The organism is Corynebacterium kalidii (genome assembly GCF_022869005.1).
In the GTDB taxonomy this organism is placed as follows: Bacteria; Actinomycetota; Actinomycetes; order Mycobacteriales; family Mycobacteriaceae; genus Corynebacterium; species Corynebacterium kalidii.
Genome location: NZ_JALIEA010000017.1, coordinates 655,762 through 682,516 on the forward strand (window position 1 = coordinate 655,762; position 26,755 = coordinate 682,516).

Annotated in this window: 23 protein-coding genes and 1 riboswitch; of the genes, 16 read left to right on the plus strand and 7 right to left on the minus strand. The window is 69.3% G+C overall.

Features of this window, described 5'->3' with window-relative positions; all coding sequences use genetic code 11:
* Positions 1-6 precede the first annotated feature (6 nt).
* Both MUN33_RS13750 and MUN33_RS13755 read right to left on the minus strand, forming a co-directional pair.
* The gene (locus MUN33_RS13750; protein ID WP_244805463.1) at positions 7-1,671 is read right to left on the minus strand and encodes a TROVE domain-containing protein; all 1,665 of its coding nucleotides are present in this window, start codon (positions 1,669-1,671) and stop codon (positions 7-9) included.
* A 230-nt stretch (positions 1,672-1,901) separates the two neighbouring features.
* Positions 1,902-3,242, minus strand: coding sequence for a hypothetical protein (locus MUN33_RS13755; protein WP_244805464.1), 1,341 nt, complete (start codon positions 3,240-3,242; stop codon positions 1,902-1,904).
* 66 nt (positions 3,243-3,308) lie between these two features.
* Between MUN33_RS13755 and MUN33_RS13760 the strand changes: the two genes are divergently transcribed.
* The 3 genes from MUN33_RS13760 (at position 3,309) to MUN33_RS13770 (ending at position 6,752) form a co-directional block, all read left to right on the plus strand.
* On the plus strand, positions 3,309-4,085 hold the full coding sequence (locus MUN33_RS13760) for a DUF2786 domain-containing protein (RefSeq protein ID WP_244805465.1): 777 nt from the start codon (positions 3,309-3,311) through the stop codon (positions 4,083-4,085).
* 253 nt (positions 4,086-4,338) lie between these two features.
* Positions 4,339-6,192 (plus strand): BCCT family transporter, encoded by a 1,854-nt coding sequence (locus MUN33_RS13765; RefSeq protein ID WP_244805551.1) that lies wholly within the window; start codon positions 4,339-4,341, stop codon positions 6,190-6,192.
* 41 nt (positions 6,193-6,233) lie between these two features.
* Entirely contained in the window at positions 6,234-6,752 is a 519-nt protein-coding gene (locus MUN33_RS13770) for a phosphoribosyltransferase (RefSeq protein WP_244805466.1), read from the plus strand.
* Between the two features lie 27 nt (positions 6,753-6,779).
* Here MUN33_RS13770 and MUN33_RS13775 read toward each other — a convergent pair whose 3' ends face one another.
* Positions 6,780-8,486, minus strand: coding sequence for an FAD-binding dehydrogenase (locus MUN33_RS13775; RefSeq protein ID WP_244805467.1), 1,707 nt, complete (start codon positions 8,484-8,486; stop codon positions 6,780-6,782).
* Positions 8,487-8,638: 152 nt separating this feature from the next.
* Here MUN33_RS13775 and MUN33_RS13780 point away from each other — a divergent pair, with 152 nt between their 5' ends.
* Positions 8,639-10,015 carry an MFS transporter gene (locus MUN33_RS13780; protein WP_244805468.1) on the plus strand — a complete coding sequence of 459 codons (1,377 nt, stop codon included), beginning with the start codon at positions 8,639-8,641 and terminating at the stop codon, positions 10,013-10,015.
* A 33-nt stretch (positions 10,016-10,048) separates the two neighbouring features.
* Here MUN33_RS13780 and MUN33_RS13785 read toward each other — a convergent pair whose 3' ends face one another.
* Complete coding sequence (locus MUN33_RS13785) at positions 10,049-11,371, minus strand: class I SAM-dependent methyltransferase (protein WP_244805469.1); 1,323 nt, start codon at positions 11,369-11,371, stop codon at positions 10,049-10,051.
* Positions 11,372-11,700: 329 nt separating this feature from the next.
* Between MUN33_RS13785 and MUN33_RS13790 the strand changes: the two genes are divergently transcribed.
* From MUN33_RS13790 to MUN33_RS13805, 4 genes are all read left to right on the plus strand, one after another.
* Positions 11,701-13,128 carry an NAD(P)/FAD-dependent oxidoreductase gene (locus MUN33_RS13790; protein WP_244805470.1) on the plus strand — a complete coding sequence of 476 codons (1,428 nt, stop codon included), beginning with the start codon at positions 11,701-11,703 and terminating at the stop codon, positions 13,126-13,128.
* Positions 13,129-13,231: 103 nt separating this feature from the next.
* A riboswitch (TPP riboswitch) is annotated at positions 13,232-13,327 on the plus strand.
* Positions 13,328-13,337: 10 nt separating this feature from the next.
* The gene (gene thiM / locus MUN33_RS13795) at positions 13,338-14,165 is read left to right on the plus strand and encodes a hydroxyethylthiazole kinase (RefSeq protein WP_439647866.1); all 828 of its coding nucleotides are present in this window, start codon (positions 13,338-13,340) and stop codon (positions 14,163-14,165) included.
* A complete protein-coding gene (gene thiE / locus MUN33_RS14325) occupies positions 14,162-14,866 on the plus strand; it encodes a thiamine phosphate synthase (RefSeq protein ID WP_244805472.1) in 705 nt (234 codons plus the stop codon). The genes thiM and thiE overlap by 4 nt, the downstream gene beginning before the upstream one ends.
* A complete protein-coding gene (locus MUN33_RS13805) occupies positions 14,863-16,413 on the plus strand; it encodes a bifunctional hydroxymethylpyrimidine kinase/phosphomethylpyrimidine kinase (protein ID WP_244805473.1) in 1,551 nt (516 codons plus the stop codon). The genes thiE and MUN33_RS13805 overlap by 4 nt, the downstream gene beginning before the upstream one ends.
* Before the next feature lie 28 nt (positions 16,414-16,441).
* Here MUN33_RS13805 and MUN33_RS13810 read toward each other — a convergent pair whose 3' ends face one another.
* Complete coding sequence (locus MUN33_RS13810) at positions 16,442-16,987, minus strand: PaaI family thioesterase (RefSeq protein WP_244805474.1); 546 nt, start codon at positions 16,985-16,987, stop codon at positions 16,442-16,444.
* A 104-nt stretch (positions 16,988-17,091) separates the two neighbouring features.
* Here MUN33_RS13810 and gnd point away from each other — a divergent pair, with 104 nt between their 5' ends.
* From gnd to MUN33_RS13835, 5 genes are all read left to right on the plus strand, one after another.
* On the plus strand, positions 17,092-18,540 hold the full coding sequence (gnd, locus tag MUN33_RS13815) for an NADP-dependent phosphogluconate dehydrogenase (RefSeq protein ID WP_244805475.1): 1,449 nt from the start codon (positions 17,092-17,094) through the stop codon (positions 18,538-18,540).
* A gap of 354 nt (positions 18,541-18,894) precedes the next feature.
* Positions 18,895-20,037 (plus strand): DEAD/DEAH box helicase, encoded by a 1,143-nt coding sequence (locus tag MUN33_RS13820; RefSeq protein WP_244805552.1) that lies wholly within the window; start codon positions 18,895-18,897, stop codon positions 20,035-20,037.
* 7 nt (positions 20,038-20,044) lie between these two features.
* The gene (locus tag MUN33_RS13825; RefSeq protein WP_244805476.1) at positions 20,045-21,436 is read left to right on the plus strand and encodes a hemolysin family protein; all 1,392 of its coding nucleotides are present in this window, start codon (positions 20,045-20,047) and stop codon (positions 21,434-21,436) included.
* Entirely contained in the window at positions 21,429-22,490 is a 1,062-nt protein-coding gene (locus MUN33_RS13830; RefSeq protein WP_244805553.1) for a hemolysin family protein, read from the plus strand. Before MUN33_RS13825 ends, MUN33_RS13830 begins: the two co-directional genes overlap by 8 nt.
* A gap of 98 nt (positions 22,491-22,588) precedes the next feature.
* Positions 22,589-22,963 (plus strand): hypothetical protein, encoded by a 375-nt coding sequence (locus MUN33_RS13835; RefSeq protein WP_244805477.1) that lies wholly within the window; start codon positions 22,589-22,591, stop codon positions 22,961-22,963.
* Positions 22,964-23,026: 63 nt separating this feature from the next.
* Here MUN33_RS13835 and MUN33_RS13840 read toward each other — a convergent pair whose 3' ends face one another.
* Positions 23,027-23,626, minus strand: coding sequence for a DUF998 domain-containing protein (locus tag MUN33_RS13840; RefSeq protein WP_244805478.1), 600 nt, complete (start codon positions 23,624-23,626; stop codon positions 23,027-23,029).
* Between the two features lie 83 nt (positions 23,627-23,709).
* Here MUN33_RS13840 and MUN33_RS13845 point away from each other — a divergent pair, with 83 nt between their 5' ends.
* The 3 genes from MUN33_RS13845 (at position 23,710) to MUN33_RS13855 (ending at position 25,948) form a co-directional block, all read left to right on the plus strand.
* On the plus strand, positions 23,710-24,075 hold the full coding sequence (locus tag MUN33_RS13845) for a MerR family transcriptional regulator (protein ID WP_244805479.1): 366 nt from the start codon (positions 23,710-23,712) through the stop codon (positions 24,073-24,075).
* A 105-nt stretch (positions 24,076-24,180) separates the two neighbouring features.
* Entirely contained in the window at positions 24,181-25,122 is a 942-nt protein-coding gene (locus tag MUN33_RS13850) for a 3-methyladenine DNA glycosylase (RefSeq protein ID WP_244805480.1), read from the plus strand.
* On the plus strand, positions 25,100-25,948 hold the full coding sequence (locus MUN33_RS13855) for a hypothetical protein (RefSeq protein ID WP_244805481.1): 849 nt from the start codon (positions 25,100-25,102) through the stop codon (positions 25,946-25,948). The genes MUN33_RS13850 and MUN33_RS13855 overlap by 23 nt, the downstream gene beginning before the upstream one ends.
* Here MUN33_RS13855 and MUN33_RS13860 read toward each other — a convergent pair.
* Positions 25,945-26,559, minus strand: coding sequence for a MerR family transcriptional regulator (locus MUN33_RS13860; RefSeq protein WP_244805482.1), 615 nt, complete (start codon positions 26,557-26,559; stop codon positions 25,945-25,947). The two genes, MUN33_RS13855 and MUN33_RS13860, sit on opposite strands and share 4 nt — an antisense overlap.
* Positions 26,560-26,755: the final 196 nt, after the last annotated feature.

The following is a 26,755-nucleotide window of genomic DNA, read 5'->3' on the forward strand; positions in this document are numbered from 1 at the left end:
TGTACCTCACCTCCCCGAGACGAAGTCGGCGACGACCGTCGGCACCGCGGCATCGAACCCGACGACGTCGAGCATCCCCGCGTCCTCCGGGTCGGCGATGGTGAATCCCGTGGAGGTCATCGCCATCACGACGAGTTTCGCGTCGATGCCCGTGGCCTCCCGGTACCGCCGCAGGGCCTGGTACGGGTGGATCTCCCCCGCCCAGGTCTCGTTGTCGGTGTAGACGATGAACGTGTCCACCGCGATGTCGTTGTCCAGGGCGTGCAGTATCGGCGCCGCCGCGTCGGTGGCGGTGCCGTCCCACCGGGCCGATCGCAGGGTGTCGACCGCATCGTCGATGCGCTGACCGGCGGACAACCCGGAGAACCTCTCGATGTGCGACCTGCGGCTCCACGCGCCGCCCTCGGTCTGCCCGCCGGTGAACGCCCAGACGTGCGCATCGGGGTTCTGTTTCAGGCCCGTGCAGACCATCGCCGCAGACACCTCCGCCGCCGTCAGTGGTCCACCGCGGAACGGGCTCCCGTGCATCGAGCCCGACACGTCGACAGCGTGCGCGACCCTCGCGTCGATGCCGGGAAGCGTCCCGAACGCCGCCATGTAGGCCTCGTTGAGGGCATCGATGATCCGCGGCACCGCCCCCTCGCAGGATGCGTAGGTACGCAGCGCGACCAGGACGCTCACCGGATGGACCCGGCCCCGGGCGAGGCGGTCGACGTCAGTGACCCGCCCCGCGACCGTGCGCGAGATCTCCGGGTCGTCGAACACCCCCAGCCTGGTCAGCCGCGTCAGCTGCCGGATCAGGGCCGTCACCGGGATGCGGTCGGCCTCGATCAGGCCACGCCACACGGCGGGAACGGACAGTGCCTCGTTCGGCAGCATCTCCCAGGACAGCTGGCACCCGTCGCGGGAAATCACCTCCACTGCCCGCTCAGGACACTGCGCCACCTCGCGGAACTGGCGGATCACCGCCGGAACCCCGTCGCGGGCCTTGCCGTACCGGGCCCAGCGCAGCACGTCAGCGTGGGCACCGACGGCATCGGCGACGTGGGCCTTGTCGAGCACTCGCTTGTGGGTGTAGCCGGACCGGTGACGGTACTTCACCGCCTGGTAGGCGATCGCCTCGGCGTCCCTGTCCAGGTACCAGGACGCGACGGCGTCACGGACCTGCCGGCCCCAACCACGGTGGTTGTCGAGGTAGGCCAGGAACTCGAAGAGGTGCGACGCGGTACGGGCGACCTTCGGAAGGTTCCCCAAGGCGTACCTGCGGGTGTCGGCCTCCCCGTGGCTGGCCGCCAGGGCCAGAGCGAACAGTGCAGGGCTGTTCTTCGGTGCGCGCCCCGCCATGGAGACCGCGACGATCTGGTCGACGACCCCACGCCCGCGACTCTGCAGGTCCGAGAGGATGAACCGGGCGTTGTCCTCAGTCAGCCCCGCCGCAGTGGCGTAATAGGAGCCTCCGTCACTGCCGAGGACGAGGAACCTGTCGAGGCGGGATTCCGGGGTGACCTCGAACACGTGCCCGCCGGCACTGTTGGGGACCTGGTCGCCGCGGCCGGGTGCCGGGACGTCCTGCGGTGTCTGCCGGGTGGTGTAGCCGAGCAGCGCCGAGGCGCGCCCCGACACCGTCTCGTCGGCACGGTCGGAGTGGTTACGGTGCGGGTTCTTCTGCATGGTGTCCTCTCCCAGGTCCGGTGGTGCAGTGAACGGAAGGGGCCGCAGACAACTGGACACCCGGAGGGAATCTGCGAACAGCAGGAACCCGCGGGTGCTCGATCCTTTCGACGGTCATCTCCTCCGGAGGAGGCGTCGGCAGCGGGGGGATACTTTGCAGGTAACCCGCCGCCAGGAGCCCGTCTGACATAACCGTAACAGGTTACGTTTATCGCGACAACCCCCGGCAACTAGACCGGACCGAGGTAGCGCCCCGCCTCGTCACCGACGACACCGTAGATGCCGCTGGCGTCGGGGTCCGTGGCCACGGTGACCCGCGCGGTCAACCGTCCCGCGTAGGCGTCCTCGCCCAGGCGGTCACTGATGTCGACGGAGACGTCGTCCAGCTCCTTCGGATCGAGGTTCCCCCGGGCGCGGGCATCGTCGACCGCACGCCCCAGGGCCGCGGCGTCGACGTCGGCGAGGACCGGCCCCTCGGCCCCACCGGTGATGTCGGCGACCTCTAGCTCGGCGAAGCCGCCCGTCGCCCAGTCGAGGTAGTAACGACGCCCCGGGACCTCCACAGCGATCCTCGACTCCCGGTCCAGGTCGCCCATGGAGGTGAACTCGTAGAGCCGCACCTCCGCCGGGTCCACCCCGGCCGCGCGGTAGGCCGTCTCGACCCGGTCCAAGGTCGCCACCGGGTCCGCCGGGGACGCCAACGCGGCGGAGAGTCCGCCGGCGGCGTCGGCCTGGACCGTCAACACGCCGATGTTGGTGTCCGGGTCGTCCCGCAGCGACACACCGATCACCGCTTCGGCACCGTCGGTACCCACGACGTGCTCGCGCCCCGGGACGTCGACGACCAGGCCGGGGTCGGCCCGTTCGATCTCGACCCCCAGGAACGTCAGCCCCCGGACGACTCCGGCCCCCGCCTCCAGCGCGTCCGCGGCGACCTCGTCGAGATCAGCGGAGACCTGGGCCGCCCCGAAACTGTCGCGCCGGGTGTAGGGGGACGATCCGGTGGTGTCTTCACGGACCTCGCCCCACCCGTCGGAGACTGACCAGTTCGAGCTGTAGACCGTGCCGTCGTCACCGATGAACGAGAAGCTGGCGGACCGTTCCATGAAGTCGTCCACGTCGAAGGACACCAGCCGTTCCGAACCAGCCTCGATGGTCCCGTCCGCCAGAGCCACGGCGGACTCCCAGATCTCGGCCAGACCACCGGGCGGCCCGCCCGCCACGGCGCCCGGCTGTTCCTGCCCGGTCGACAACCCCGCCGGAACGACCGCGACGAGCCCGCCGACGAAGAGTCCGAGGAAGGTCCCGACGGCCACCGCACTGCGGGGGCCCGGCCCGGCGCTGCCGTGGTGTCTCCGCAGGAGAAGCGGGAACCCGGTGATCACCGCCACCATGGCGACGGCGGCGACGAGGTACGCGGCGGTCCGTCCCGCTCCCTCGGGGAGTGTCGGGGCGATGACGAGCAGCGCCGCGGCCGCCGCACCCCCGACAGCCGGCAGTACCCATCCGGCACCGGGCCGGTTCGTCACGGGCGCCGGGGACGGCTCCCGCGTGTTTCTGTGGTCGGTCACGGACGTATCTTATCCCCTCGTATCCCCGTGCCGGACGAGGTCACCGGTCCGGTACATTGTTCAGACATGGCACACACCCGCACTACGGCCACCGGCGCGCCAGGCGTGACGCCCGGCGTCACGCCAGGAACCGCTGCCGTCGCCGTCCTCTCCGTGCTCGGGGTGGTCGGCCTGTTCGTGCTGTCACGGGTGTCGGCACCCGGCGCGTCGGTGGGCGGGGGCGTTCTCGCGGCGGCCGTGATGCTGTGGCTGGTCGTCCGGACCTCCGCGCGCCCTGCCGGCCCCGCCGGTTCTTCACGCACTGCCAGCCCTGCCGGTTCCGCCACGGCGACGGTCGGACGCTGGACCACGGCGGTGGCCACCCACGACTCGGTCCTGGAGCACTACGGCGCCTGGGAGCTCGACCCGGAGAAGCTCCTGCGGTTCCCCGCCCTGTGGGATCTTTCGCTCCCGGTCAACCAGGACTTCCACGATGCCCTGGAGCGCGCCGGGCAGCTGCGGACCGAGAACATCCCGGGCGACAGGCGCCACCCCGACGCCACCGCCGTGGACGCCTACGTCGCCGCGGTGTCGGTGCTGTCACGGGCCTGGCGCGCCGCCGAGCAGAACGCCCGGCGCACGGGGGTGGACGACCTCAGCGACGCGCTGCAGGGGGATGCGGACCGGGCGCTCAAACTCCTCCGACACGCCGACGCGGCCACCACCCCGGCCGAGGAGTCGAGCTACCTGGCACAGGCGTCGAAGCTGATGCACAGACTGGCTGATCGTGGGGTGATTCCGGCGGACTCCCGCGCGGTGGCGGACCTGGAGGCACGCAGCCTTCCCGCGATCGGTCGAGGCTGACTATCCGGGGCCCGTCCCGTAACATCACCCGGCGAACTGACCTCTACACCGCCCGGTACCGTGCACCTGTGCCCGTTCGCCGGGCACGGTACTACCGGGTGGAGAACGGAACGACTCCGTGCCGGATTCACCGGACCAGCCTTCCTCCCCTCTCTCCGCCTCCTCCACCCCACCGGCCCCGGCCGCAGAGCCAGACGCCCCGGACGCCCCGGACGCGCCGGCCGCCCCGGAGACCGGGCTCTACCCCGACGACATGCACCCCGGGCTCGTCCCCGGGATCAGCATCGACGACCAACGTAACCGCTTCGGTCTCGACAAGGCCGTGTTCTTCATCACCGCGGCCCTGATCCTCTCCTTCATCGCCTGGGGCGTGACCAGCCCGTCGTCGGTGTCCGCGGTCTCCTCGACGATGTTCTCCTGGGCGATCAGGAACGTCGGATGGCTCCTCAACGTGGTGATGGTCTCCGCCGCAGGTCTGATGATCTACCTCGCCTTCTCCCGGTTCGGGCAGATCACACTGGGCACCGACGGCGAGGAACCCGAGTTCTCCCGCTTCGCGTGGATCGCCATGATGTTCGGCGCCGGCCTCGGCGTGGGGATCTTCTTCTTCGGCCCCTCCGAGCCGCTGACCTACTACATGGACCCGCCACCGCACACCACGTACCCAGAGACCCCCGAGGCCCTGCACCGCGGTCTGGCCCAGGCGCACTACCACTGGGGCCTGGCGATCTGGGGGCTCTACGCCATGGTCGGCGGCGCACTGGCCTACAGTTCCTACCGCCGCGGCCGCGTCTCCCTGTTCAGCTCGGTCTTCCGTTCCCTGTTCGGTGAACGCCAGACGTCGGGGATCGCCGGTCGCCTCGTCGACATGATGGCGATCATCGCCACGCTGTTCGGTACCGCCGCCACACTGGGACTGTCGGCGTTGCAGATCAGCGAGGGGATCCAGATCGTCTCGGGCGCCTCGGAGGTCACCAACACGGTGCTGATCATGATCATCGCCGTGCTCACCCTGTGCTTCATCGTCAGTGCCGTCTCGGGTGCCGCCCGCGGTATCCGCTACCTGTCGAACCTGAACATCACCCTCACCCTGGGGCTGGTCCTGTTCACCTTCCTCCTCGGGCCCACGCTGTTCCTGCTCAACCTCGTGCCCTCCGGCATCATGGCGTACGCCGACAACATGTTCGACATGATGGGACGCTCGTTGTCCTGGGGCGAGGACACGCTGGAGTTCCAGTCCGTGTGGACGGCGTTCTACTGGGCGTGGTGGATCGCCTGGACCCCGTTCGTCGGACTGTTCATCGCCCGGATCTCCCGCGGCCGCACGATCCGCGAGTTCGCCCTGGTGACCACGCTGGCCCCGACCTTCATTCTGATCCTCGCGTTCACGGTCTTCGGCGGCACGGCCATCACCTTCTTCAGGGAGGGCAAGGACGGTGTCGCCGGTGACGCCTCGCCCGAGCAGATCCTGTTCGCGGTGTTCGACAACCTCCCGTTGAGCTCGCTGACACCGTTCATCCTGGTCTTCGTGCTGGCGGTCTTCTTCATCACCTCCGCCGACTCGGCGTCGCTGGTGATGGGCACCCTGTCGGAGAAGGGCAACCCGTCGCCCAGGAAGCTGGTCGTGGTCTTCTGGGGCCTGTGCATGATGGGCATCGCCGTGGTCATGCTCCTCACCGGCGGGGAGACCGCGCTGACCGGCCTGCAGAACCTGACGATCCTCATCGCGATCCCGTTCTCCGTGGTGCTGATCGTGCTGGCGGTCGCTTTCGTGAAGGACCTCTCCACCGACCCGGCGGCCATCCGGCGCGACTACGCGCGCTCGGCCATCCAGAACGCCGTGGTCAAGGGCATGCAGGAGCACGGTGACGACTTCGAGTTGTCCGTCTCCAGGACCGAGGACGGCACCGGTGCCGGGGCCCACTTCGACTCCACCGCCGACCGGGTCACCGACTGGTACCGGCGGACCGACGAGGACGGCAACGACGTCGGTTACGACTACGGTTCCGGCACGTGGGCCGACGGGTGGACGCCCGACGGTCGCGCCGACGGGCAGGACGGGGGCGCCGACGGCGCTCCGGCGACCCCGGGCCGTAACCGGGACTAGTCTGTCACGCGCGCGACGGGCACACGATACGATGAGTCGTTATGAGCCCCACGAGCCCCTCGAACACTGAACGCGAGATCCTCACCTACGACCTCTTCGGCACCGCCATCAAGGAGCTGGCACAGACGGTCGTGGACGACTACAAGCCCGACCTCATCCTCTCCATCGCCCGTGGCGGGCTGCTGATCGGTGGTGCCCTGGGCTACGCGATGGGCATCAAGAACGTCTCCGTGATCAACGTGGAGTTCTACACCGGCGTGGGCGAGACGCTGGACCAGCCGGTGATGCTTCCCCCCACCCCGGAGGCCGTCGACTTGTCCGGGATGAAGGTCCTCATCGCCGACGACGTCGCCGACTCCGGCAAGACCCTGGAGCTCGTCCAGGAGTTCTGTGCCGAGACCGTCGCCGAGGCACGCACCGCGGTGATCTACGAGAAGTCCCGCTCGATCATCAAGCCGGACTACGTGTGGAAGAAGACCGACCAGTGGATCGACTTCCCCTGGTCGGATTTCCCGGTCATCACCCCGTCGGGCGAGCCTACCGGCGGCGACGCGTCGTAGACGGCTCGTAACCGGCGTTAACCGGCGTTAACCGGCACTGCCCTCACGCCGCCCCAACGCCTCGCCGACGCGCTTCCCGCTGTGGATGCAGCCGCCGAGGAACGTCCCTTCCAGGGCGTTCTTCCCGTGCATGCCGCCACCGCCGAATCCGGCGACCTCGCCGGCGGCGAAGAGGCCCGGCAGGACGGTGCCGTCGGAGCGTAGGCAGCGTCCCGACAGGTCGGTCTCGATCCCGCCGAGCGTCTTGCGGGTCACGATCCTCAGCCGCACCGCGATCAACGGGCCGTGCGCCGGGTCGAGGATCCGGTGGGGCTTCGCCGCGCGCACGATCCTGTCGCCGAGGAACTTGCGCGCCGTGCCCAGGTAGTTGACCTGGGCGTCCTTGGAGAACCTGTTGTCGAGCTGGCTGTCGCGGTCCTCGATCTGGTCACGGAGCTCCCCGGGGTCGATCACCGGCGCGCCGTCGTCGGTGAGGTTGTTCATCCCCTCCACGAGCGACTCCAGGTCGTCGGCGATGACCCAGTCCTCCCCGTGGTCCATGAAGTTACGGACCGCGACATGGGTCCCCGGTCCGACCTTGCCGGCGAGTTTCCGCAGGGACTTGTCGGTGAGGTCCGGGTTCTGCTCCGACCCGGAGAAGATGAACTCCTTGTCGGCGATGGTCTTGTCCAGGACGAACCAGCTGTAGCCGTGGCCGGTGCGTCCGATGTGCTCCAGGGAGGCGAGGTTGTCGGAGCCGGGGAAGATCCTGGTCGGCAGCCGCCGACCCTCCGCGTCGAACCACAACGTGCTGGGACCGGGGATGATCCGGATGCCGTGGTTCGGCCACACCGGGTCCCAGTTCGCCATCCCCTCGGTGTAGTGCCACATCCGGTCCGTGTTCACCGTGGTGGCACCGGCCGCGGCGGAGATCCCGATCATCCGCCCGTCGACATGCGCCGGCACCCCGGCGACCAGGTCGGCGGGGCACTCCCCCCACCGCTGCGTCGGCCACGACCGGCGCACCAGGTCGAGGTCGCCCCCGATTCCGCCGGAGGTCACCACCACGGCCGCTCCCCGGAGTTCGAAGGTGTCGACCACCTCGCGTGGTGAGGCCACGCCCCTCCCGAGCTCGTCACACGGGGTCAGCACGCTCCCGCGCACGCCGGTCACCGCACCGTCCTCGACGACCAGTTCATCGACCCGGTGACGGAAGGCGAAACGGACCGTCCCGCGTTTCTCCGCCTCGAGCAGGGGTTCACGGAAGACCCGGACGACCTCCGGCCCGGTTCCCCAGGTGAGGTGGAACCGCGGCACCGAGTTGCCGTGCCCGGAGGCGTCGCCGCTGCCGCGTTCGGCCCAGCCGACGGTCGGCAGCACATTCAGCCCCAGGGAGCGCAGGTAGTCGCGTTTCTGCGTGGCCGCGAAGTGGACGTACGCCCGGCCCCACTGCCGGGGCCAGTGGTCGTTGTCGGCGTCGTCGTAGTCCGCGGAGTTCCGCCAGTCACGCCAGGCGAGTTCCTCGGAGTCCCTGATGCCCATGAGCTTCTGTTCCGGACTGTCGACGTAGAAGAGCCCGCCGAGCGACCAGTAGGCCTGTCCGCCGAGATTGGCGCGGTTCTCCTGGTCGAGGACCAGCACCTCCCGTCCCGCCTTCTCCGCCTCGTAGGCGACGACGAGCCCGGCGAGTCCGGCACCGACGACGATCACCGGTGGCGCTGCGTGTTCTGGTGTGCGTACCTGCTTGTCTCCCATACGAAAGCAGTCTAGGTGCTGCGCGGAGGGCAGGGCACCCAACCGATTTATCCCATACAGCGGACGTTTGCGTTCGCTGTGTGGGAAGCGTAGTTTCACAGATCGTCGTCACGACACATCCACGTTCACGAAGAGAGAATCGCAGCCGCTCCATGACCACGTCCCTCACCGACCACTCCGATCCACCCGCACCGGTGCCGCCCGTCACGGCCACCGGCAACAAGAAGAGTCGTGTGATCTTCGCCTCGACCATCGGCACGACGATCGAGTTCTACGACTTCTACGCCTACGCCACGGCCGCGATCATCGTCTTCCCCCACCTGTTCTTCCCGGAGAACGAGAACTCCACGATCGGGCTCCTGGCGTCCCTGGCCACCTTCGGACTCGCCTTCGTGGCACGACCGGTCGGGTCCGTGCTCTTCGGCCACTTCGGTGACCGCATCGGACGCAAGGCCACCCTGATCGGCGCCCTGCTGACCATGGGCATCGCCACCTTCATCATCGGCCTGCTCCCCACCTACGAGCAGATCGGCCTGTGGGCACCGGCACTGCTGGCGCTGATGCGCTTCTGCCAGGGGCTCGGCCTGGGCGGCGAATGGTCCGGCGCGGCACTGCTGGCCACCGAGAACGCCGAAGAGGGCAAACGCGCCCGCGCCGCCATGTGGCCCCAGCTCGGGGCACCGTTCGGTTTCATCCTGGCCAACGGGCTGTTCCTGATCCTCGTCCTGGCACTCGACCACACCCACGGTGCACCCGGCGGCGCATTCATGACATGGGGCTGGCGGGTGCCGTTCCTGCTGTCGGCCGTGATGGTGGTCATCGGGCTCTACGTCCGCTTCAAGCTCGAGGAGACGCCCGTCTTCCAGGACACCCTGGACAAGGGCGAGGACGTCAAGGTCCCCACCGTCGAGGTCTTCCGCACCGCCTGGCGTCCGGTCCTGCTCGGCACTTTCGTGATGGTCTCCACCTACACCCTGTTCTACCTGGTGACCACCTGGTTCCTGTCCTACGGCATCGGCGACCGCGACGCCGGCGAGGGCCTGGGGATCCCCTACAACCACTTCCTGGTGATCCAGCTGATCACCGTCCTGTTCTTCGTGGTGGGCATCCCGCTGGCCGGCCACCTCTCCGACACCGTGGGACGACGCCGCTACCTCACCGTGGTCTCCGTCCTGGTGCTCATCTACTCCGGCGCCTTCCAGGCGTTCCTCGACCCCGCCACCTCCGGGGAGGTCAAGGCCGGCGTGTTCCTGGCCATCGGGATGTTCCTCATGGGCCTGATCTTCGGCTCCATGTCCGCCGTCCTCCCGGAGATGTTCCCCACGAACGTCCGGTACACCGGCTCCGGGATCGCCTACAACGTCTCGTCCATCCTGGGCGCGGCGGTGGCCCCGTTCATCGCCGTCGCGCTGGCCACCGCACACGGCCCGTGGGCGGTCGGCGCCTACCTCGCGGTCGTCGTCCTGGTCAGCCTGGTCGCCATCCGGCTCATGCCGGAGACCCGGGACGCCGACCTCTACACGGTGTAGCCACACGGTGTCGCGCGCCGGGGAACCTCCCCGTCAGAAGCGCCGGAACACGAACTGCTCGCAGTCCAACGCCCCGGCGCGGGCGAGGGCCTCGTGCAGGGCCAGCTGGTAGTCCCAGAGCCGGCGGTAGACGGCGTCGAAACCGGCCGCCGCCGCAGCCCGTTCCCGCGCGTTGAACGCACTGCGCCACAACGCCAACGTCGTGGCGTAGTGCGAGCCCATCCGGTTGCGTGCCGTCAACCGCAGCCCCGCCCGGTTCGCCTGGGTCAGCACATGCCCGTCGGTGGGGTACTCCACGGCCGGCCAGACGTAGGCGCGCATCACGTCCATGCTGTCGCCGACGGTCTCGTCGGGCAGCCCGGAGTCCGGGACCCGCACCACCGACTGGACCACGGCGATCCCGTCGGCGGCGAGCATGCGCTCCACCGCGCGGAGGAAGTGGATGGTGCCGTCGTCGCCGAGGGTCTCCATCCGCTCCACGCTGAAGACGGCGTCGTAGGTGCCGGCCCACTGGCGGGGGGACGGTACCGGCCCGCGGATCGTCTGCACCCGCACCGCCCCGCCGACCCCGGCGTCGTGGGCGTAGGCGCGCACCCTCTCGGCATGATCGACGTCCGAGGTCAGCACGTCGACGTGGGCGCCGCGCTGGGCCGCAATCACCGGCAGTGCCCCGCCCGACGACGGGAGCTCCAGCACCCGGTGCCCAGGTCCGACCTGGGCCTCGTCCAGCATGGCGTTGATGCGGTGCCGCTGTGCGGAGTCGAGGTCCGCGCGCTCGACCAGGCCGGGGTCGGTCGGCGCGTCGAAGTACCGCACCGTCACCGCCGTGGCGTGCCCGGCCTGGTCCGGGGTCTCCACCTCGGACGTCCTGGTCCCCGAGGCGAACAGGGCGGAACCCGTGGCACGGTAGCGGCCGGTGTAGATGTCGACCAGGGCGTCCGGCAGGTCACCGGCCCGGACGTGACCGGAGACCCTCCGGCGTCGCCGGGACAACGTCCGTCCGAGGCCGCCCTCCAGGGGCTGGGTCAGCAGCACCCCCAGGACGTCCGGCAGTGGCTCGGCGGTCCACTCCCCCGCCATGTACCCCTCGGCGAGGCCGAGCCAGCCGGCGTCGACGACCCGGTCCAGGACCAGGCCGTCGTCGACCACCAGCCGGGGAACCGCTCCGGCGGTCAGGGCGACGCCATGGCGCTGGGTCAGTTCCTCGAGCCGTTGCTGCAGGTTGACCGCCCGCCGCCCGAGGAACGGTGCCTCGGGCAGGCGTGCCACGCCGGGCCAGCGCTCCGGGTCGATGTAGGCCTCCCGACCGTCGCGCGGGTCGCGACGGCGTCGGCCGTCGTCGACAGCTGGTGCCACCTCCGCCTCCGTCCTCGCTGGTATCATGCGTTCCTGGGTAAAACTATCACTCACCCCCGGTTGCACCCGAAACAGAAAGGGGCCCGACGAGAGCTGACCGCATGCTGCCCGCGTGATGAGTACACCGTCGACAGGCACTAGTATGGGCACCCAGGTCCGACGCGACCGGGAGGTCCGTCGGCTGACGACACTACACCGGCGTCCACCGACCCCCTGTAGAACACGCAGCAGTGCCACAGACACAACGCAGAGAGAACACGTGATGACCCCGCCGGCGCCGACACCGACGAGTGCGCCGCAGTCACCGCAGAACGAGGAGTTTCGCTGATATGACAACCGCCACCCCCTTCCGGCCGTCCGGCCGTCACCACGTCGTCATCGTCGGCGCAGGCTTCGGTGGGCTGTTCGCCGCCAGGAAGTTCGCCGGGGCCGACGTCGACGTCACCATCATCGACCGCACCAACCACCACCTGTTCCAGCCGCTGCTGTACCAGGTGGCCACCGGTGTGCTGTCCTCCGGTGAGATCGCCCCGACGATCCGCCAGATCCTGCGCAAGCAGAACAACGCCCGCGTCATCAAGGCCGAGGTGCGCGACATCGACGTCGACGACAAGGTCCTCACCGCCGACCTCGGCGGCAAGGACGTCGTCCTGCAGTACGACTCGCTCATCGTCGCCGCCGGCGCCGGCCAGTCTTACTTCGGCAACGACCACTTCGCCGAGTTCGCCCCGGGCATGAAGAGCATCGACGACGCCCTGGAACTGCGCGCCCGCATCACCGGCGCCTTCGAGCGCGCCGAGATCACCGACGACCCCGCCGAGAAGGCCCGTCAGCTGACCTTCGTCATCGTCGGCGCCGGCCCCACCGGCGTGGAGCTCGCCGGCCAGCTCGCCGAGATGGCCCACCGCACCCTGCGTAACGAATTCCGGACCACCGACACCGAGCAGGCCCGCATCCTGCTGGTCGACGGCGGCCCGCACGTCCTGCCGCCCTTCGGCAAGAAGCTCGGCCGCAAGGCACAGAAGACCCTGGAGAAGCTCGGCGTCGAGGTCGTCACCGAGTCGCTGGTCACCAACGTCGACCGCGACGGCGTCACCTTCAAGAACATGAAGACCGACGAAGAGACCACCGTCCCAGCCTACTGCAAGATCTGGTCCGCCGGTGTCGCCGCGAGCCCGCTGGGCAAGCACATCGCCGACCAGATCGACGGTGTCGAGGCCGACCGCGCCGGCCGCGTGCCGGTGAACAAGGACCTCTCCGTGGGCGACCACAAGGAGATCTTCGTCATCGGCGACATGATGAGCCTGGACAAGCTGCCGGGCCTCGCCCAGGTCGCGATCCAGGGTGGCGAGCACGCCGCCTCGATCATCCGCGCCAGCGTCGAGGAGGGCAGCACCGAGCGTCCCGACTTCAAGTACTTCGACAAGGGCACCATGGCCATCGTGTCCCGCTTCAACGCCGTGGTGAAGCTGGGCAAGGCCGAGATCTCCGGACCGGTCGGCTGGTTCATGTGGCTCGCCGTGCACCTGATGTTCATGGTCGGCTTCCGCAACCGCTTCGTCGCCGCCTACAGCTGGGGCCTGAACACCCTGTCGCCGAACCGGTGGCACCTGGTGGCCACCCGCCAGCAGCTGCACGCACGCAACGCCCTGCGGAAGCTGCGCGCTCTCGAGGACGAGCAGGAGAGCCGCTCCATCGAGGTCCGCGACAACCTGAAGTTCGGCGACGGCCGCGACACCCGCGCCGTGGCCGACTAGTCACCCTCCTCCCCCGGGCACGCATCAGACCCCGGGCACGCATCCGGTGTGGGCGTGCCCGGGGTCCGGCGTATCCGCCCGGAGGCACACGGTAGGCTGGACACCACGAGACACGGGGTGCGCGGTCATTCGCGCTGAGAACACACCCGTTGAACCTGCTCTAGTTCGAACTAGCGAAGGGATGGTCCGTGCCAGACACGCTCACCACCATCGTCCATGCCGTCCACGCCCTGCGTCAGCGCACCCCGCTGGTCCAGTGCATCACCAACCAGGTCGTCCCCCAGGTCACCGCGAACGTCCTGCTCGCCGCGGGCGCCGCGCCGGCGATGGTCGACACCCCCGAGGAGGCCGCGGACTTCGCCGCCGTCGCCTCCGGGGTCCTGGTCAACACCGGCAGTCCCACCGCCGCCCAGTACGTCGCCATGCGGGAGGCGGTCCGTGGCGCCACGGACGCGCACACCCCCTGGGTCCTCGACCCGGTGGCCTGCGGCGGGCCGGCGGCACGGACCGGCTTCTGCCGGGACATCGTCACGCACGGGCCCGCCGCCGTACGCGCCAACGCCTCCGAGGTGATCGCACTCGAGGGCGGGACACCGGGCGGTGGGCGCGGAGTGGACTCCACCGACGAGGTCGACGCCGCGCTGGACGCCGCACGCGCACTCGCCGACCGCACCGGGGGTGTCGTCGCCGTCTCCGGGGCACAGGACCTGGTCGTCTCCCACGGCCGGACCAGCCGGCTGAACTCCGGCGACCCGCTGCTGCAGCTCGTCATCGGCACCGGGTGCTCCCTCGGCGCACTCACCGCCGCCTACCTGGGTGCGGCCCGTGCCACCCCGGGTGAGCTCACCGACCACGACGCGGTGCTCGCCGCCCACGCCCACGTGGGCGCTGCCGGCACCCTCGCCGCCCGGGACGCCGACGGCGGCGGACGTGGCCCCGGCAGCTTCGCCGTCGCCTGGCTCGACGCGCTCCACACCGTCGCGGCCGACCCGTCGCTCATCACGGACCTGGTCGCGGTCGAGGAGACCGGCCGGTGACCCCCGGCCACCCCACCGCCGAGCAGGTCGACTGGAGCCTCTATCTGGTGACCGACCCGGAACTGGGTGGGGGACGCGACGCGGTGGCCGGCATCGTCCAGCAGGCGGTCGCCGGCGGAGTGGGCGTCGTCCAGCTGCGCGACAAGACCCTCGACGACCGGGCCTTCGCCGACCGCGCGGCGGACGTCGCCGACGTCCTCGCCGGCACCGGGGTCCCCCTGTTCGTCAACGACCGGATCGACGTGGCCCGTCGGCTGGGGCTGCACCTGCACATCGGCCAGGACGACACCGACGTCCGCACCGCCCGGGACCTGCTGCCCGACCACCTGATGCTCGGGCTCTCCGTCGACGACCACTCCCAGATCGACCGGCTCAGCAGCCTCGTCGCCGACGGGATGCGCCCGCCGGACGTCCTCGGCCTCGGCCCGGTGGAGCTGACACCGACGAAGACCGACACCGGACGCGCCCTGGGGGTGACCGGCCCGGGCAGTGTCGACGACCTGGCCCGCCACGCCCTGGAACTCGGCATCCCCTCGGTCGCGATCGGCGGTGTCTCCACCGCCAACGCCGCCGCCCTGCGGCGCACCGCCGTGGCGGGCATCTGCGTGGTCTCGGCGGTCATGGCCGCCGACGACCCCACCACCGCAGCCGACGACCTGCACACCCTGTTCACGCACACCGACCGGAAGGACCCCGCATGATCCCCCGCGTACTCAGCATCGCCGGCACCGACCCCACCGGAGGCGCCGGTGCACAGGCGGACATCAAGTCCATCGGCGCCGCAGGGGGGTTCGCCATGAGCGTGGTCACCGCCCTGGTCGCCCAGAACACCCACGGCGTCCGGCAGGTCCACACCCCGGGCACCGACTTCCTGACCGCCCAACTCGACGCCGTCTTCGACGACGTCACCGTCGACGCGGTCAAGATCGGCATGCTCGGGACCGCCGAGATCACCCGCACCGTCACCGAGTACCTCGGGCGCCACCCGGTCCCGGTCACCGTCGTCGACCCGGTGATGGTCGCCACCAGCGGCGACCGGCTGCTCACCGAAGACGCCGAAGCCGCCCTGCGTGACCTCTGCCGGACCGTGGACGTGATCACGCCGAACCTCGCCGAACTGGCCGCCCTCGGCGGCACCACCACCGCCACGACCCTGGACGAGGCACTCGACCAGGGCCGCCGGCTCGCCGCCGGGCTGCAGACCACCGTGGTCGTCAAGGGCGGTCACCTGTCCGGCACCGCGGCCGACAACGCGGTGGTCTCACCGGACGGCCAGGTCACGGCCGTACCGGTCACCCGCGTCGACACACACAACACCCACGGCACCGGCTGCTCGCTGTCGTCGGCCCTGGCCACACGGCTCGCCGCAGGCGACAGCCCGGCAGAGGCACTACGGTGGTCCAGCCGCTGGCTCTCCGAAGCCATCCGCCACGCCGACGACCTGCACGTCGGCACCGGCAACGGCCCGGTGGACCACACCCACCGGGCACGACGACTGGCCCGCGCCGCCGACACCACCCCGTGGAGCCTGTCCACATCCGTCCCCGGGGCCCTCGACACCCCGGACGAGCTCGCGGCCGTGGGCGGGACGACGGCCCCCGCCGCCCGCATCCCCGCCGCCGGCCCCTGGACGGCGGCCCTGTGGCAGGCCCAGGCACCCCTGCTCGCCGCCGTCACCGAACTGCCCTTCATCACCGACCTGGGCAGCGGAGCCCTGTCCCGGGAGGACTTCGGTTTCTACCTGGCACAGGACGCGGTCTACCTGTCCCGCTACTCCCCCGCGCTCGCCTCCCTGGGGGCCAGCGCACCCGACCCCACCTCCGCACTGTTCTGGGTCCGCGGCGCGGTCGAATGCCTCGAGGAGGAGGCCGAACTGCACCGCTCCTGGCTGGGCGACGCCGAACCTGCCGCCCCGTCACACGTCACCGCGTCCTACACCTCGCACCTGGCGACCTGCGTGCAGTCCCGCGACCACGTCGTCGGCGCCGCCGCCGTCCTCCCCTGCTACTGGCTCTACGCCGAGGTCGGATTGGACCTCGCCGGACGCTCCACCCCGGACAACCCCTACTCGGCCTGGCTGGACACCTACTCCGGCGACGAATTCACCGGCAGCGTACGCCAGGCGGTCTCCCTGGTGGAGGACGCGTTCGCCTCCGCCGGCCCCCGCCAGCGCGCCGAAGCCGCCCGCGCGTTCCTCGACGCGGCCCGCTGGGAGGTCGAGTTCTTCGACCAGGCCCACCGCCGCTGACCTGGCCACGGCAGCCCTAGCGGGGGAACTACCCGCGGGGCACCACCACGGTGCGCAGCTCCGTGGTCGCGCACAACTTCCCGGTGCCGGCGTTGACGTGCTCGATGCGCCAGAGCTGACTGGTCCGCCCCGTGTGCACCGCACGCGCCGTCGACCGGATCACGTCACCGGGGGTCGAGGGCCGCAGGAAGTTCGTCGAGTTGGTCGTCCCCATCACCATCCCCCCGCCGCCGGCGATGAAACCGGCGAAGGACCCCGCCGACTCCCCCATCGTCGCGTAGACCCCGCCGTTGGTGATCCCCCACGGCTGCACGTGCGCCTCGGCCACCGTCAACTCCACGACGACCTCGGGCACGAACTCCACGTACCGCAGCCCGAGCGTGCGGTCCAGCGAGGGGATGGAGGAACTGAAGAGCTCCGAGAGCTCCGCGGTCTGTCCCTCGCTGAGCTCACCGGCACTCGCCGACGTCATCAGTTCCAGCATCCGCTCCAGCGCACCGTCCGGCACCCCCGTCCCGTCCGTCCCCTGTGCCGCGCCCTCTGCCGACTCTGCCGACTGTGCCGCCTGTGTCATCGTCCGTGTCTCCTCGCGTCCGTGCGTCCTGTATTCCGCAGAGTCTAGCGACAGGCGCCCCGCGGCGGGCGGAGTTGGCGCACCGGGGGCTATCATGGATCACCATGACAGAATCCTCCGCACAGATCGGCGTTGTCGGCCTCGCAGTGATGGGCTCCAACATCGCCCGGAACTTCGCGAACCACGGCCACACCGTAGCCGTCTACAACCGCACCGCCGCCAAAACGGACGCGTTCATGGCCGACTTCGGCGACACCGGCAGCTTCGTGCCCTCCGCCACCGTCGACGAGTTCGTCGCCTCGCTGGAACGCCCGCGCCGGGCGCTGATCATGGTGCAGGCCGGCCCCGCCACCGACACGGTGATCTCCCAGCTCGCCGACGCCATGGAGCCCGGCGACATCATCATCGACGGCGGCAACGCCCTGTACACCGACACCATCCGCCGCGAAGCCGAGATGTCCGCCCGTGGCCTGCACTTCGTCGGCGCCGGCATCTCCGGCGGCGAGGAGGGCGCCCTCAACGGCCCCGCGATCATGCCCGGTGGCCCTGCGGAATCCTACCGGTCCCTCGGCCCGCTGCTCGAGGACATCTCCGCCAAGGTCGACGGCACCCCGTGCTGCACCCACATCGGCCCCGACGGCGCCGGCCACTTCGTCAAGATGGTCCACAACGGCATCGAGTACGCCGACATGCAGGTCATCGGCGAGGCCTACCACCTGCTGCGGTACGCCGCCGGAATCGAGCCCGCCGAAATCGCCGACATCTTCCGCACCTGGAACGACGGCGACCTGGACTCCTACCTGATCGAGATCACCGCCGAGGTGCTCTCGCAGACCGACGCCGCCACCGGCAAGCCCCTCATCGACGTCATTGTCGACGCCGCCGGGCAGAAGGGTACGGGCCGCTGGACGGTCAAGGCCGCCCTGGACCTCGGCATCCCCACGACCGGCATCGGCGAGGCCGTCTTCGCCCGTGCGCTGTCCGGTGCCCGTGACCAGCGCGCCGCGACGACCGGGAACCTCCCCTCCGGTGCACTGACCACCCTCGAGGCCCTCGGTGTGTCCCGGGACGACTTCGTCGAGGACGTCCGTCGGGCACTGTACGCGTCGAAGCTCGTCGCCTACGCCCAGGGATTCGACGAGATCAAGGCCGGCTCCGACGAACACGGCTGGGACGTCGACCCCCGCGACCTGGCGACGATCTGGCGCGGCGGATGCATCATCCGTGCGAAGTTCCTCAACCGGATCGTCGACGCCTACAACACCGACCCGGACGTCCAGTCCCTGCTGCTCGACCCCTACTTCAACAACGAGGTCAGCTCCCTGGTGGACTCCTGGCGACGGGTCGTCGTGGCCTCCACCCAGCTCGGCCTGCCGATCCCGGTGTTCGCCTCCTCGCTGTCCTACTACGACTCGCTGCGGTCCGAGCGGCTCCCCGCCGCGCTGATCCAGGGCCAACGCGACTTCTTCGGTGCGCACACCTACGAGCGCACCGACCGGGACGGCCACTTCCACACCCTCTGGTCCGGCGACCGCAGTGAGGTGGAAGCGTAACCCGTGTCAGGTCAACAGCAAGGACGGCGCGACACCAACGCCGGGTCGAAGAACCGGCGACGGAAAGTCGTCCGCGGCAGCCGCGCGGCGGAGGCCACCGGGTCGTCACGGGGATCCTCCTCAGGGTCCCCGCAGGGCTCGGGCCGGGGTCAGCGTTCACAGCAGAAGAAGAGCGGCCGTCCGCAGGACAGGAACAACCAGACGCGTTCCCGGCGTCGTCCCCAACAGCCGCGGATCCACCAGGAGAAGCGGCAGCCGCAGGGCACCGAGCCCCGTGCCACCCCTGCCACCCCCGTCACCCCGGTGCCCACCGGCCCCGCCGCCGGGGTCGACACCTCGGTGCTCTTCGCCGACATGGGTCTGCCTGACCCGGTGGTCAAGGAGCTCTCCGCACAGGGACTCAAGCACCCCTTCCCCATCCAGGCCGCGGCCATCCCGGACGCCCTGGCGGGCAAGGACGTGCTCGGACGGGGTCCCACCGGCTCCGGCAAGACCTTCACCTTCGGACTCCCCGTCATCACCCGGCTCACCGGTGCGGCCTCCCGCCCCGGTAAACCCCGGGCGTTGATCCTGGTCCCCACCCGCGAGCTCGCACAGCAGGTCGCCGGTCGGCTCCGTCCGCTGGCGGAGTCCGTGGGACAGCGGATCATCGAGGTCGTCGGTGGGGTCAACATCAAGCGCAACCTCACCGCACTCGCCCGTCCGGTCGACATCCTCGTCGCCACCCCGGGCCGTGCCGAGGACCTCATCCGGCAGAAGGCGCTCAACCTCGGCGAGGTCGAGATCATCGCCCTCGACGAAGCCGACCAGATGGCGGACATGGGGTTCCTGCCCCAGGTCCGTCGCCTCGTCGACCACGTTCCCGCCGACGCCCAGCACCTGTTCTTCTCCGCCACCCTCGACGGTGACATCAAGGTGCTGGTCCAGCGGTACATGAACGACCCGGTCACCCACTCCACCGGTGAGGTCCGGGCGAAGGTCGACACCATGTCGCACTTCCTCGGCGTGGTGGACGACAAGCCGGCGAGGAACGACGTCGTCCTCCAGCTGGGCCGCGCGTCCACCCGGACGATCATGTTCATGCGCACCAAGCACACCGTCGACCGTCAAGTGAAGAAGCTTGTCCGTGACGGCGTCCCGGCGGTCGGCATCCACGGCAACAAGGGGCAGGGCGCGCGTACCCGCGCGATCGAGGAGTTCTCCGACGGACGGGCCACCGTCCTCGTCGCGACCGACATCGCCGCGCGCGGGATCGACATCAAGGGCGTCGACCTGGTCGTCCACATCGACCCCCCTGCCGAGCACAAGGCCTACGTGCACCGTGCCGGCCGGACCGCGCGGGCCGGTGAGGCAGGTACCGTCCTGACACTGACCACCGCGGAGACCCGGCGGGAGACCGAGCAGATGATGCGCAAGGCCGGAGTCAGCCCCACCGAATGGGTGCTGGACCGCCACGGCGTCACCGCCTACCTCGGCGAGCTGGGGCTGGACAGGTAGTACGGGGATGGACCTCCTGCTCAGCATCCTGGGTCTGGCGGGCTTCGTGTTGCTGACCGCCGGCACCGGGGTCTTCGTCGCCGTCGAGTTCTCCACGACCAGTCTGGAACGCTCGACGATCGAGCACGACGTCGCCGTCCGCGGCGACGCCGCCTCGAAGATGGTCAGACGGGCCCACAGCGACCTCAGCTTCATGCTCTCCGGGTCGCAGCTGGGGATCACCGTGACGACCCTGGCCACCGGCTATCTCGCCGAACCGATCCTCGCCAGGTACTTCACCCCGGTGCTCGAACTCGTCGGCCTGGGCGCGTCCGCGTCGACATCGGTGGCGCTGATCCTCAGTCTGGTCATCGCCACTGTCCTGTCGATGGTCTTCGGCGAGCTCGTCCCGAAGAACCTCGCCATCGCCAATCCGTTGCAGACCGCGCGGCTGCTGACACGTCCGGTGTGGATCTTCAACACCCTGTTCCACCGGTTCATCCAGCTGATGAACAACGCCGCCAACGTCATCGTGCGCCGGTTCGGCGTCGAACCCGCCGATGAACTGGCCTCGGCGCGGTCCCCGCAGGAGCTCTCGGCGCTTGTACGGCACTCCACCGGCGCCGACGGGTTCGACCAGTCCAAGGTGCGCATCCTCGACCGGTCCCTGAAGTTCGGCGACGCCAGTGCGGAGGATTTCATGACCCCACGTTCCACCGTGGACACCCTGGAGACCACCGACTCCGCGCTCGACCTCATCCGCCAGGCGCACGAGTCCGGGCACTCCCGGTTCCCCGTGGTCAACGGGGACCTCGACGAGACCATCGGCGTCGTCCACGTCAAGGACGCCCTGACGATCCCGGCGGCCGAGCGCGCCACCACGCCGGTGCGCGACCTGGCCCGGCGGGTGCCCACCGTGCCGACGAGTCTCGGCGGCGACGCCGTCCTCAACCTCGTCCGGTCCGCCGGATCCCAGCTCGTCCTCGTCGTCGACGAGTACGGCGGCACCGCCGGCATCGTCTCCATCGAGGACGTCGTCGAGGAGATCCTCGGCGAGGTCTGGGACGAACACGACGACCGGACCGACTCCGAGGTCCAGCGCAGCGGACAGTTCTGGGACCTCTCGGGACTGGTGCGGTGCGATGAACTCGAGGACGCCTGCGGGTACGCCGCCCCCGACGGTCCCTACGAGACGCTCGGTGGCCTGGTGATGGCCACGCTGGGACGCATCCCCACCGAAGGAGACCGCGTCCTGCTGCCACCGAGCGAACGGGACCTGGTCGAGCGCGTCACCGACGGTCACCCCGTCCGGTGGGAGGCGGCCGTGGTGTCCATGGACAACCGACGGATCGACCGGGTCCAGCTGCGCCCGGTCCCCGACAGCCACGTCGTGGACGGGGACGGTGAGCACCGTGAATGACCTCTGGGCCATCGCCTTCGCCGTCCTGCTGCTGGGTCTGAACGCCTTCTTCGTCGGTGTGGAGTTCTCCCTGATCTCCTCGCGTCGCGACCGGCTGGAGAACATGATCGCCGCAGGCAACCGCCGTGCCGGCAAGGTCCTGTACGCCATCGAACACCTCACGATCATGCTCGCCGGGGCACAGTTCGGCATCACCGTGGCCTCGGTGCTCCTCGGCAAAGTCGGCGAACCCGCCATCGCCCACCTGATCGAGGCGCCGTTCCACGCCGCGGGGCTCCCTGAGAACCTGCTGCACCCGGTGTCCTTCGCGATCTCGCTGCTGATCGTCACGGTCCTGCACATCATCCTCGGCGAGATGGTGCCGAAGAACATCGCCCTCGCCGGCCCGGAGTCGGTGGCCACCGTCCTGGTGGCACCGCACCTGCTGTTCTGCCGTCTCGTGCACCCGGTGATGGCACTGCTCAACTGGATCGCGAGGATCACCCTGAAGATGGTCGGGGTCGAGCAGAAGGACGAGCTGGACTCCACGGTCTCCCCGTCGGAGCTGTCCCAGATGATCGCCGAGTCGCGGTCCGAGGGACTGATCGGCCCGTCCGAGGCAACGCGCCTGTCGAAGGCCCTGAACTCCTCGAAGCGCACCCTCAGCGAGGTCGTGATCCCCCGCTCGGCCGTGCACACCATCCCGGTCGACCCGACCACCGGGAGGATCACCGTCGGTCAGGTCGAGGACGCCGTGTCGCAGACCGGCTACTCACGGTTCCCCGTCACCGGGCCGTCCGGCGACTACCTGGGGTACATCCACGTCAAGGACGTCCTCGACAACCTGCTCGATCCCGCCACCGGGCCCGACCAGCTCGTCGACCGGCACGACATCCGCACGCTGATCACCGTGGAGGGCGGGGTGAACTTCGACCACGCGATGAAGGAGCTGCGCAGGACGAGTTCGCACATGGCCCAGATCTCCGACAACGGCACCGTGGTCGGGGTGATCACCCTCGAGGACGTCATCGAGGAGCTCGTGGGAACCGTGCGGGACTGGACCCATGACGACTGAACCGCAGGTGCGGCGCCTCCGATACTCAGTTCATGCTGCATGGCACTCTCCGGGCAGATATATATAGATCATCATCCATCTGACCGAGAGGAAAGCTCATGAAGCGTTCTATGAAGCTCGCAGCGGCCGCTGTCGCCGCCGCAACGACGATCGGCGTGGCCGCTCCGGCCGCCAACGCTGCAACAACCGATCAGGGCCTGTACCCGCGGACGGGTCAGATTTACATCGACCCGGTGACGACGAAGGTCCTTGCGGCCACGCCTTCAGGCGAAGTTGCCCACACTGCGGCGAGGCTCGTGCACTCGACCGGACAGATGACGACGACTGTTCTCGTTCTTTCGTCGGCGAAGTACCGTATCGACCACGACATTGCGGAAGCGGCCCGGTACCCGCACGGTAGCGTGTCGATTCATTGGGAGATCCGCGACGGCGGCGAGACTGTCCGGCATACCGCCATCGTGAACAAGGGGTAAGCGCTCTAATCCTGTTCCCGACTTGTCAGTTGGCCGGGGGCACGGGCGCGGTGTGAACACCACCTATCGAGATGCGAGGTCGATACTCGCGACGAGGGGTGCGACGGTGACAACGAGTATGAATACACGTTCCACGATTCCGAACGCACAGTTGCGGAGCGGACGCAGGACGAGTGCGATGACGAGCGCTGCAAGCGTAAGACCTGCAGCAACATCGAGCACACTGAGTATCTGTCCGGCTGGGTCGCGCACGAGCCGACCCAATGGGCCGATGGTCGAGTACGCGAGGGTGAACCAGAGGACCGCGGCCAGGAGATGCACACGCCCGCGTAGCGTCGTCTGCGAGCCCGTCCTGTCAGTCGGGACCAGAGGCATCGCGGCCAGGAGCAGGCCGAGGGCGAGAAGCCAGAACCCCAGGCCGGCTCTCGCGTCGCCGAGGTCTGTGTGCAGCACGACCGCGGAGCCCAGGGCTATCCACGCCATAGCCGCTGCCCATGATGCTGTCGTGGCCAGCACCCGAGTCCGCGCCGCATCGGCGACGGCGTAGTCGCTGACAGGGTCGCGGACTGGATCGACACCGCCCGGCAACAGTTGCAGTAGGAACAGCAGGAGCAGTCGGGCGGAGAACAGCACGACCGCGAGGACGAAGAGGGGGTCAGCCATAGGAAGCCTTCCATAGGATAGCCGGAGACGAGGACTGGTTCGGACTCTAGAGATTCAAGTACCTTGAAGGTCAAGGAGGATTCATGAGGATCAGTGAAGTCGCACGTAGAACCGGGCTTTCCCCTTCAGCGATCCGCTACTACGAGCAGGAGGACATGTTCGGTCCCGGCCAGATCGAACGTGCGTCCAATGGCTACAGGGTGTACAGTCCGGACGCTCTACGTCGTCTCGGTCTCATCCAGGCGGGAAGGGACGCCGGTTTTTCGCTCGCGGAGATGAAGACCCGCTTGCGCGACTGGGAGACTCTGCCGGACGACGAGCGGGTCACGCTGCTGGAGACACAGCTGGATGTCATCGAGGAACGGATCGAGCGTCTGACCAAGAGTCGGGCGACTGTTCACGAGGCACTCGAAGTTCTGAGGTCAGGGGACCACCGCGCGGGTAGATGACACCTGGTTGAGTGCGTGTCCCCTGGGCCCGACCCCCGGATAGTGGACACGGGGCTGATCACGCTACGTTCAACGAACTGAGTGTCGGGGCGTACGGTAGACGTCATGCAAGAAAGGAATGTCGTGCTGGAGCCGGAGGTCTGGCGCGCTCACCAGGAAGAGCACCGCCGAGCCGTCGACGAGCTCACGGCCGGCCACCGGGCCCGCCGGTCCCGTGGGGAACGCCACCCTGTCTGGGACTTCATGTTCTCCTACTACCCCGTGACGCCGGGAAAGCTCGGGCGGTGGAACCCCGGCGTCGGGGTCTCGCTCGTCGCCGACGACGGGGAGCGTCCCGGGCTCACCGGGAGCCTGCGGGACACCCGCGGTACCGGTGGCACTCCCTTGTGGGAGCTCGACGCCGACGCCCTGCTGGGACGCCGAGGGGACAGCTTCCGCTTCATCCGCCGCCTCCTGGCGGCAACCCTGGACCACACCCCGCGGTTCAGCTGCTTCGGCATGCACGAGTGGGCGATGGTGTACCACGATGAACCGCGGCACCCGGAGCCGCTCCGCCTCGGACGGGCCGGGACCGACGACGTCGTCGAGGCCAGTACCTTACGTTGCACCCATATCGACGCCTTCCGTTTCTTCACCGAGGACGCCGTCCCCCGCAACACGCTGCACCCCACGCGGCAGACGCAGGTCGACATGGAACAGCCGGGGTGTCTGCATGCCACCATGGACCTGTACAAGTGGGCGACGAAGCTCGGCCCCCTGGTACCCGGAGACCTCTGGCTCGACACGTTCCGCCTGGCCTGCGACGTCCGCCGGACCGACATGGAGGCCAGCCCCTATGATCTACGTCAGTGGGGTTTCGCTCCCGTCGCGGTCGAGACCCCCGAAGGCCGTGCGGAGTACGTCCGGCGTCAGCGGGACTTCGCCGCACGCGGCCAGGTACTCCGTCGGTCGCTGATCGACCTGATCGACGTCTTCTTCGACATCGCCGGCACCACCGACGGCACAAGGAAAGTGGGGCACGGCCATGGCACGACACAGCGCACCTGATTCGACGGTCCGGGTGGCGGGCTGGGTCTGGGCCGCCGTCGTGGCCGTGCTTCTGGTCGTCGCCGTGGTCGTCGGTTGGTTCGTCCTCGTCGGGAGCCAGCGCGACGACGAGGCCGGCGACGCCTGCATCGACGGCGAACAGGAACTCACCGTGTGGGCCGACCCGGCGGCCGAGGAGGTCGCCCGGACCCTGGCCGAGAGCTACAACGCCGGGGAGCATGTCGTCCGTGACCGCTGTGTCACCGCCGTCGTCGAGGTCATGTCCACCGCGGAGGCCACCGCGGCGTACCGCAGGGTGGAGCCCGGGGTGGCCCCGGTATGGATCCCCGCGGGCACGGGTTTCATCCCCGGCCTGTCCGGTGCCCCCGAGACGGTCGAGGTCGTGGGCACCGACGAGCTGGTGCACGTCGTGCCCGCCGGGGCGGATCCGGAACCGTCGGCAGCGGTGCTGCCCACCGGTGCGGAGTCGATGGTGTCGGCACTCGCCGCCGAGGCTGTGGGACGTGGCGCTCCCCCGGAGCAGCCTGGTCCTGACCTGCCGACCGCCCGCGGGCAGAATCTCCCGGTGCTGACCGCGGCAGGTCTGCTGGACGGTGCCGGCGACCGGGCGGAGGATGTCCGGACGGTCGGCGAGGTGGTGTTCCCGCTCGTCGCCTTCGGCTCATCACCAGCAGTAGACGAGAAGTCGGCCCGTGCGGCGGCGGACTTCGCCTCACGGGCCGACGGTGCGGACTCCGTCACGTCTGTCGCGGCATCCCCGTCGTTGACGGAGACTGCCGGGGCGTTGGCCGGGGTCCCGCTGAACAGAGCAGGGAACGGACTCTAGGAGGACTTCCTGCGACGACGGGCAGCGAGCTCGTCGGAGGGGTGGAACGCCGAGTCGGCCTGGGCAGCCGGCTCGGCAGGCTCGGAGGGGAAGGCGGTGATCGTCCCGCTGAGTTCCTTCATCAGGCCAGGCACAGCGATGCCGAAGACACCCTGCCCGCCGGCGAGGAGGTCGATGACCTCCTCCGCCGAACGGCACTCGTAGACGGTCTTCCCGTCGGAAACCAGGGTGATGCCGGCGAGGTCATCGACGCCGAGGTTGCCGAGCTTGTCGACGGCCCGCCGGATGTTCTGCAAGGAGATCCCGGTGTCGAGCAGTCCCTTGACGATCTTCAGGACGAGGATGTCACGGAAGGAGTAGAGGCGCTGGGAGCCGGAGCCGTGGGCGGTCCGGATGGAGGGCTGGACCAACTTGGTGCGCGCCCAGTAGTCCAGCTGCCGGTAGGTGATGCCGGCGACCTGGCAGGCGATCGTCACCCGGTACCCGACTTCCTGGTCGGGACCGTCGACGTCGAACAAGGCGTCCTGCCGCGGCGACCGGACGGCGTCGGCGGTGTCCGGCGCTGTACCCTTGTCCTTGTCCGGAATGCCCCGGGCGTCGCTCCGCTCCATGCTGATTCTCCTCTGGTCGGCGTGTCCGCTTGCACACCTGTGATTCGCTGCTCTCAAGACTAGACGGGATAGCCGGGGAGTCAACCGGAGACCGCGGACGGTACCGGGGATGATCCCCTCATCCCTGAACCTCAAGTTGAGGTTGAGGCTAAGCGTAACACCCTGGGGAGTCGACATGCCTGTAACAACACGCGTG

Excerpts from the sequence above, each read along its gene's own strand:
- MUN33_RS13820 (WP_244805552.1), top strand. The coding sequence starts at position 18,895 with ATGGGTCTGCCTGACCCGGTGGTCAAGGAGCTCTCCGCACAGGGACTC.
- MUN33_RS13780 (WP_244805468.1), top strand. The coding sequence starts at position 8,639 with ATGACCACGTCCCTCACCGACCACTCCGATCCACCCGCACCGGTGCCG.
- MUN33_RS13860 (WP_244805482.1), bottom strand. The coding sequence starts at position 26,559 with ATGGAGCGGAGCGACGCCCGGGGCATTCCGGACAAGGACAAGGGTACA.
- MUN33_RS13775 (WP_244805467.1), bottom strand. The coding sequence starts at position 8,486 with ATGGGAGACAAGCAGGTACGCACACCAGAACACGCAGCGCCACCGGTG.
- MUN33_RS13790 (WP_244805470.1), top strand. The coding sequence starts at position 11,701 with ATGACAACCGCCACCCCCTTCCGGCCGTCCGGCCGTCACCACGTCGTC.
- MUN33_RS13805 (WP_244805473.1), top strand. The coding sequence starts at position 14,863 with ATGATCCCCCGCGTACTCAGCATCGCCGGCACCGACCCCACCGGAGGC.
- MUN33_RS13840 (WP_244805478.1), bottom strand. The coding sequence starts at position 23,626 with ATGGCTGACCCCCTCTTCGTCCTCGCGGTCGTGCTGTTCTCCGCCCGA.
- MUN33_RS13750 (WP_244805463.1), bottom strand. The coding sequence starts at position 1,671 with ATGCAGAAGAACCCGCACCGTAACCACTCCGACCGTGCCGACGAGACG.
- MUN33_RS13825 (WP_244805476.1), top strand. The coding sequence starts at position 20,045 with ATGGACCTCCTGCTCAGCATCCTGGGTCTGGCGGGCTTCGTGTTGCTG.
- MUN33_RS13855 (WP_244805481.1), top strand. The coding sequence starts at position 25,100 with ATGGCACGACACAGCGCACCTGATTCGACGGTCCGGGTGGCGGGCTGG.
- MUN33_RS13835 (WP_244805477.1), top strand. The coding sequence starts at position 22,589 with ATGAAGCGTTCTATGAAGCTCGCAGCGGCCGCTGTCGCCGCCGCAACG.
- MUN33_RS13760 (WP_244805465.1), top strand. The coding sequence starts at position 3,309 with ATGGCACACACCCGCACTACGGCCACCGGCGCGCCAGGCGTGACGCCC.
- MUN33_RS13765 (WP_244805551.1), top strand. The coding sequence starts at position 4,339 with ATGCACCCCGGGCTCGTCCCCGGGATCAGCATCGACGACCAACGTAAC.
- MUN33_RS13810 (WP_244805474.1), bottom strand. The coding sequence starts at position 16,987 with ATGACACAGGCGGCACAGTCGGCAGAGTCGGCAGAGGGCGCGGCACAG.
- MUN33_RS13850 (WP_244805480.1), top strand. The coding sequence starts at position 24,181 with ATGCAAGAAAGGAATGTCGTGCTGGAGCCGGAGGTCTGGCGCGCTCAC.
- MUN33_RS13770 (WP_244805466.1), top strand. The coding sequence starts at position 6,234 with ATGAGCCCCACGAGCCCCTCGAACACTGAACGCGAGATCCTCACCTAC.
- gnd (WP_244805475.1), top strand. The coding sequence starts at position 17,092 with ATGACAGAATCCTCCGCACAGATCGGCGTTGTCGGCCTCGCAGTGATG.
- MUN33_RS13845 (WP_244805479.1), top strand. The coding sequence starts at position 23,710 with ATGAGGATCAGTGAAGTCGCACGTAGAACCGGGCTTTCCCCTTCAGCG.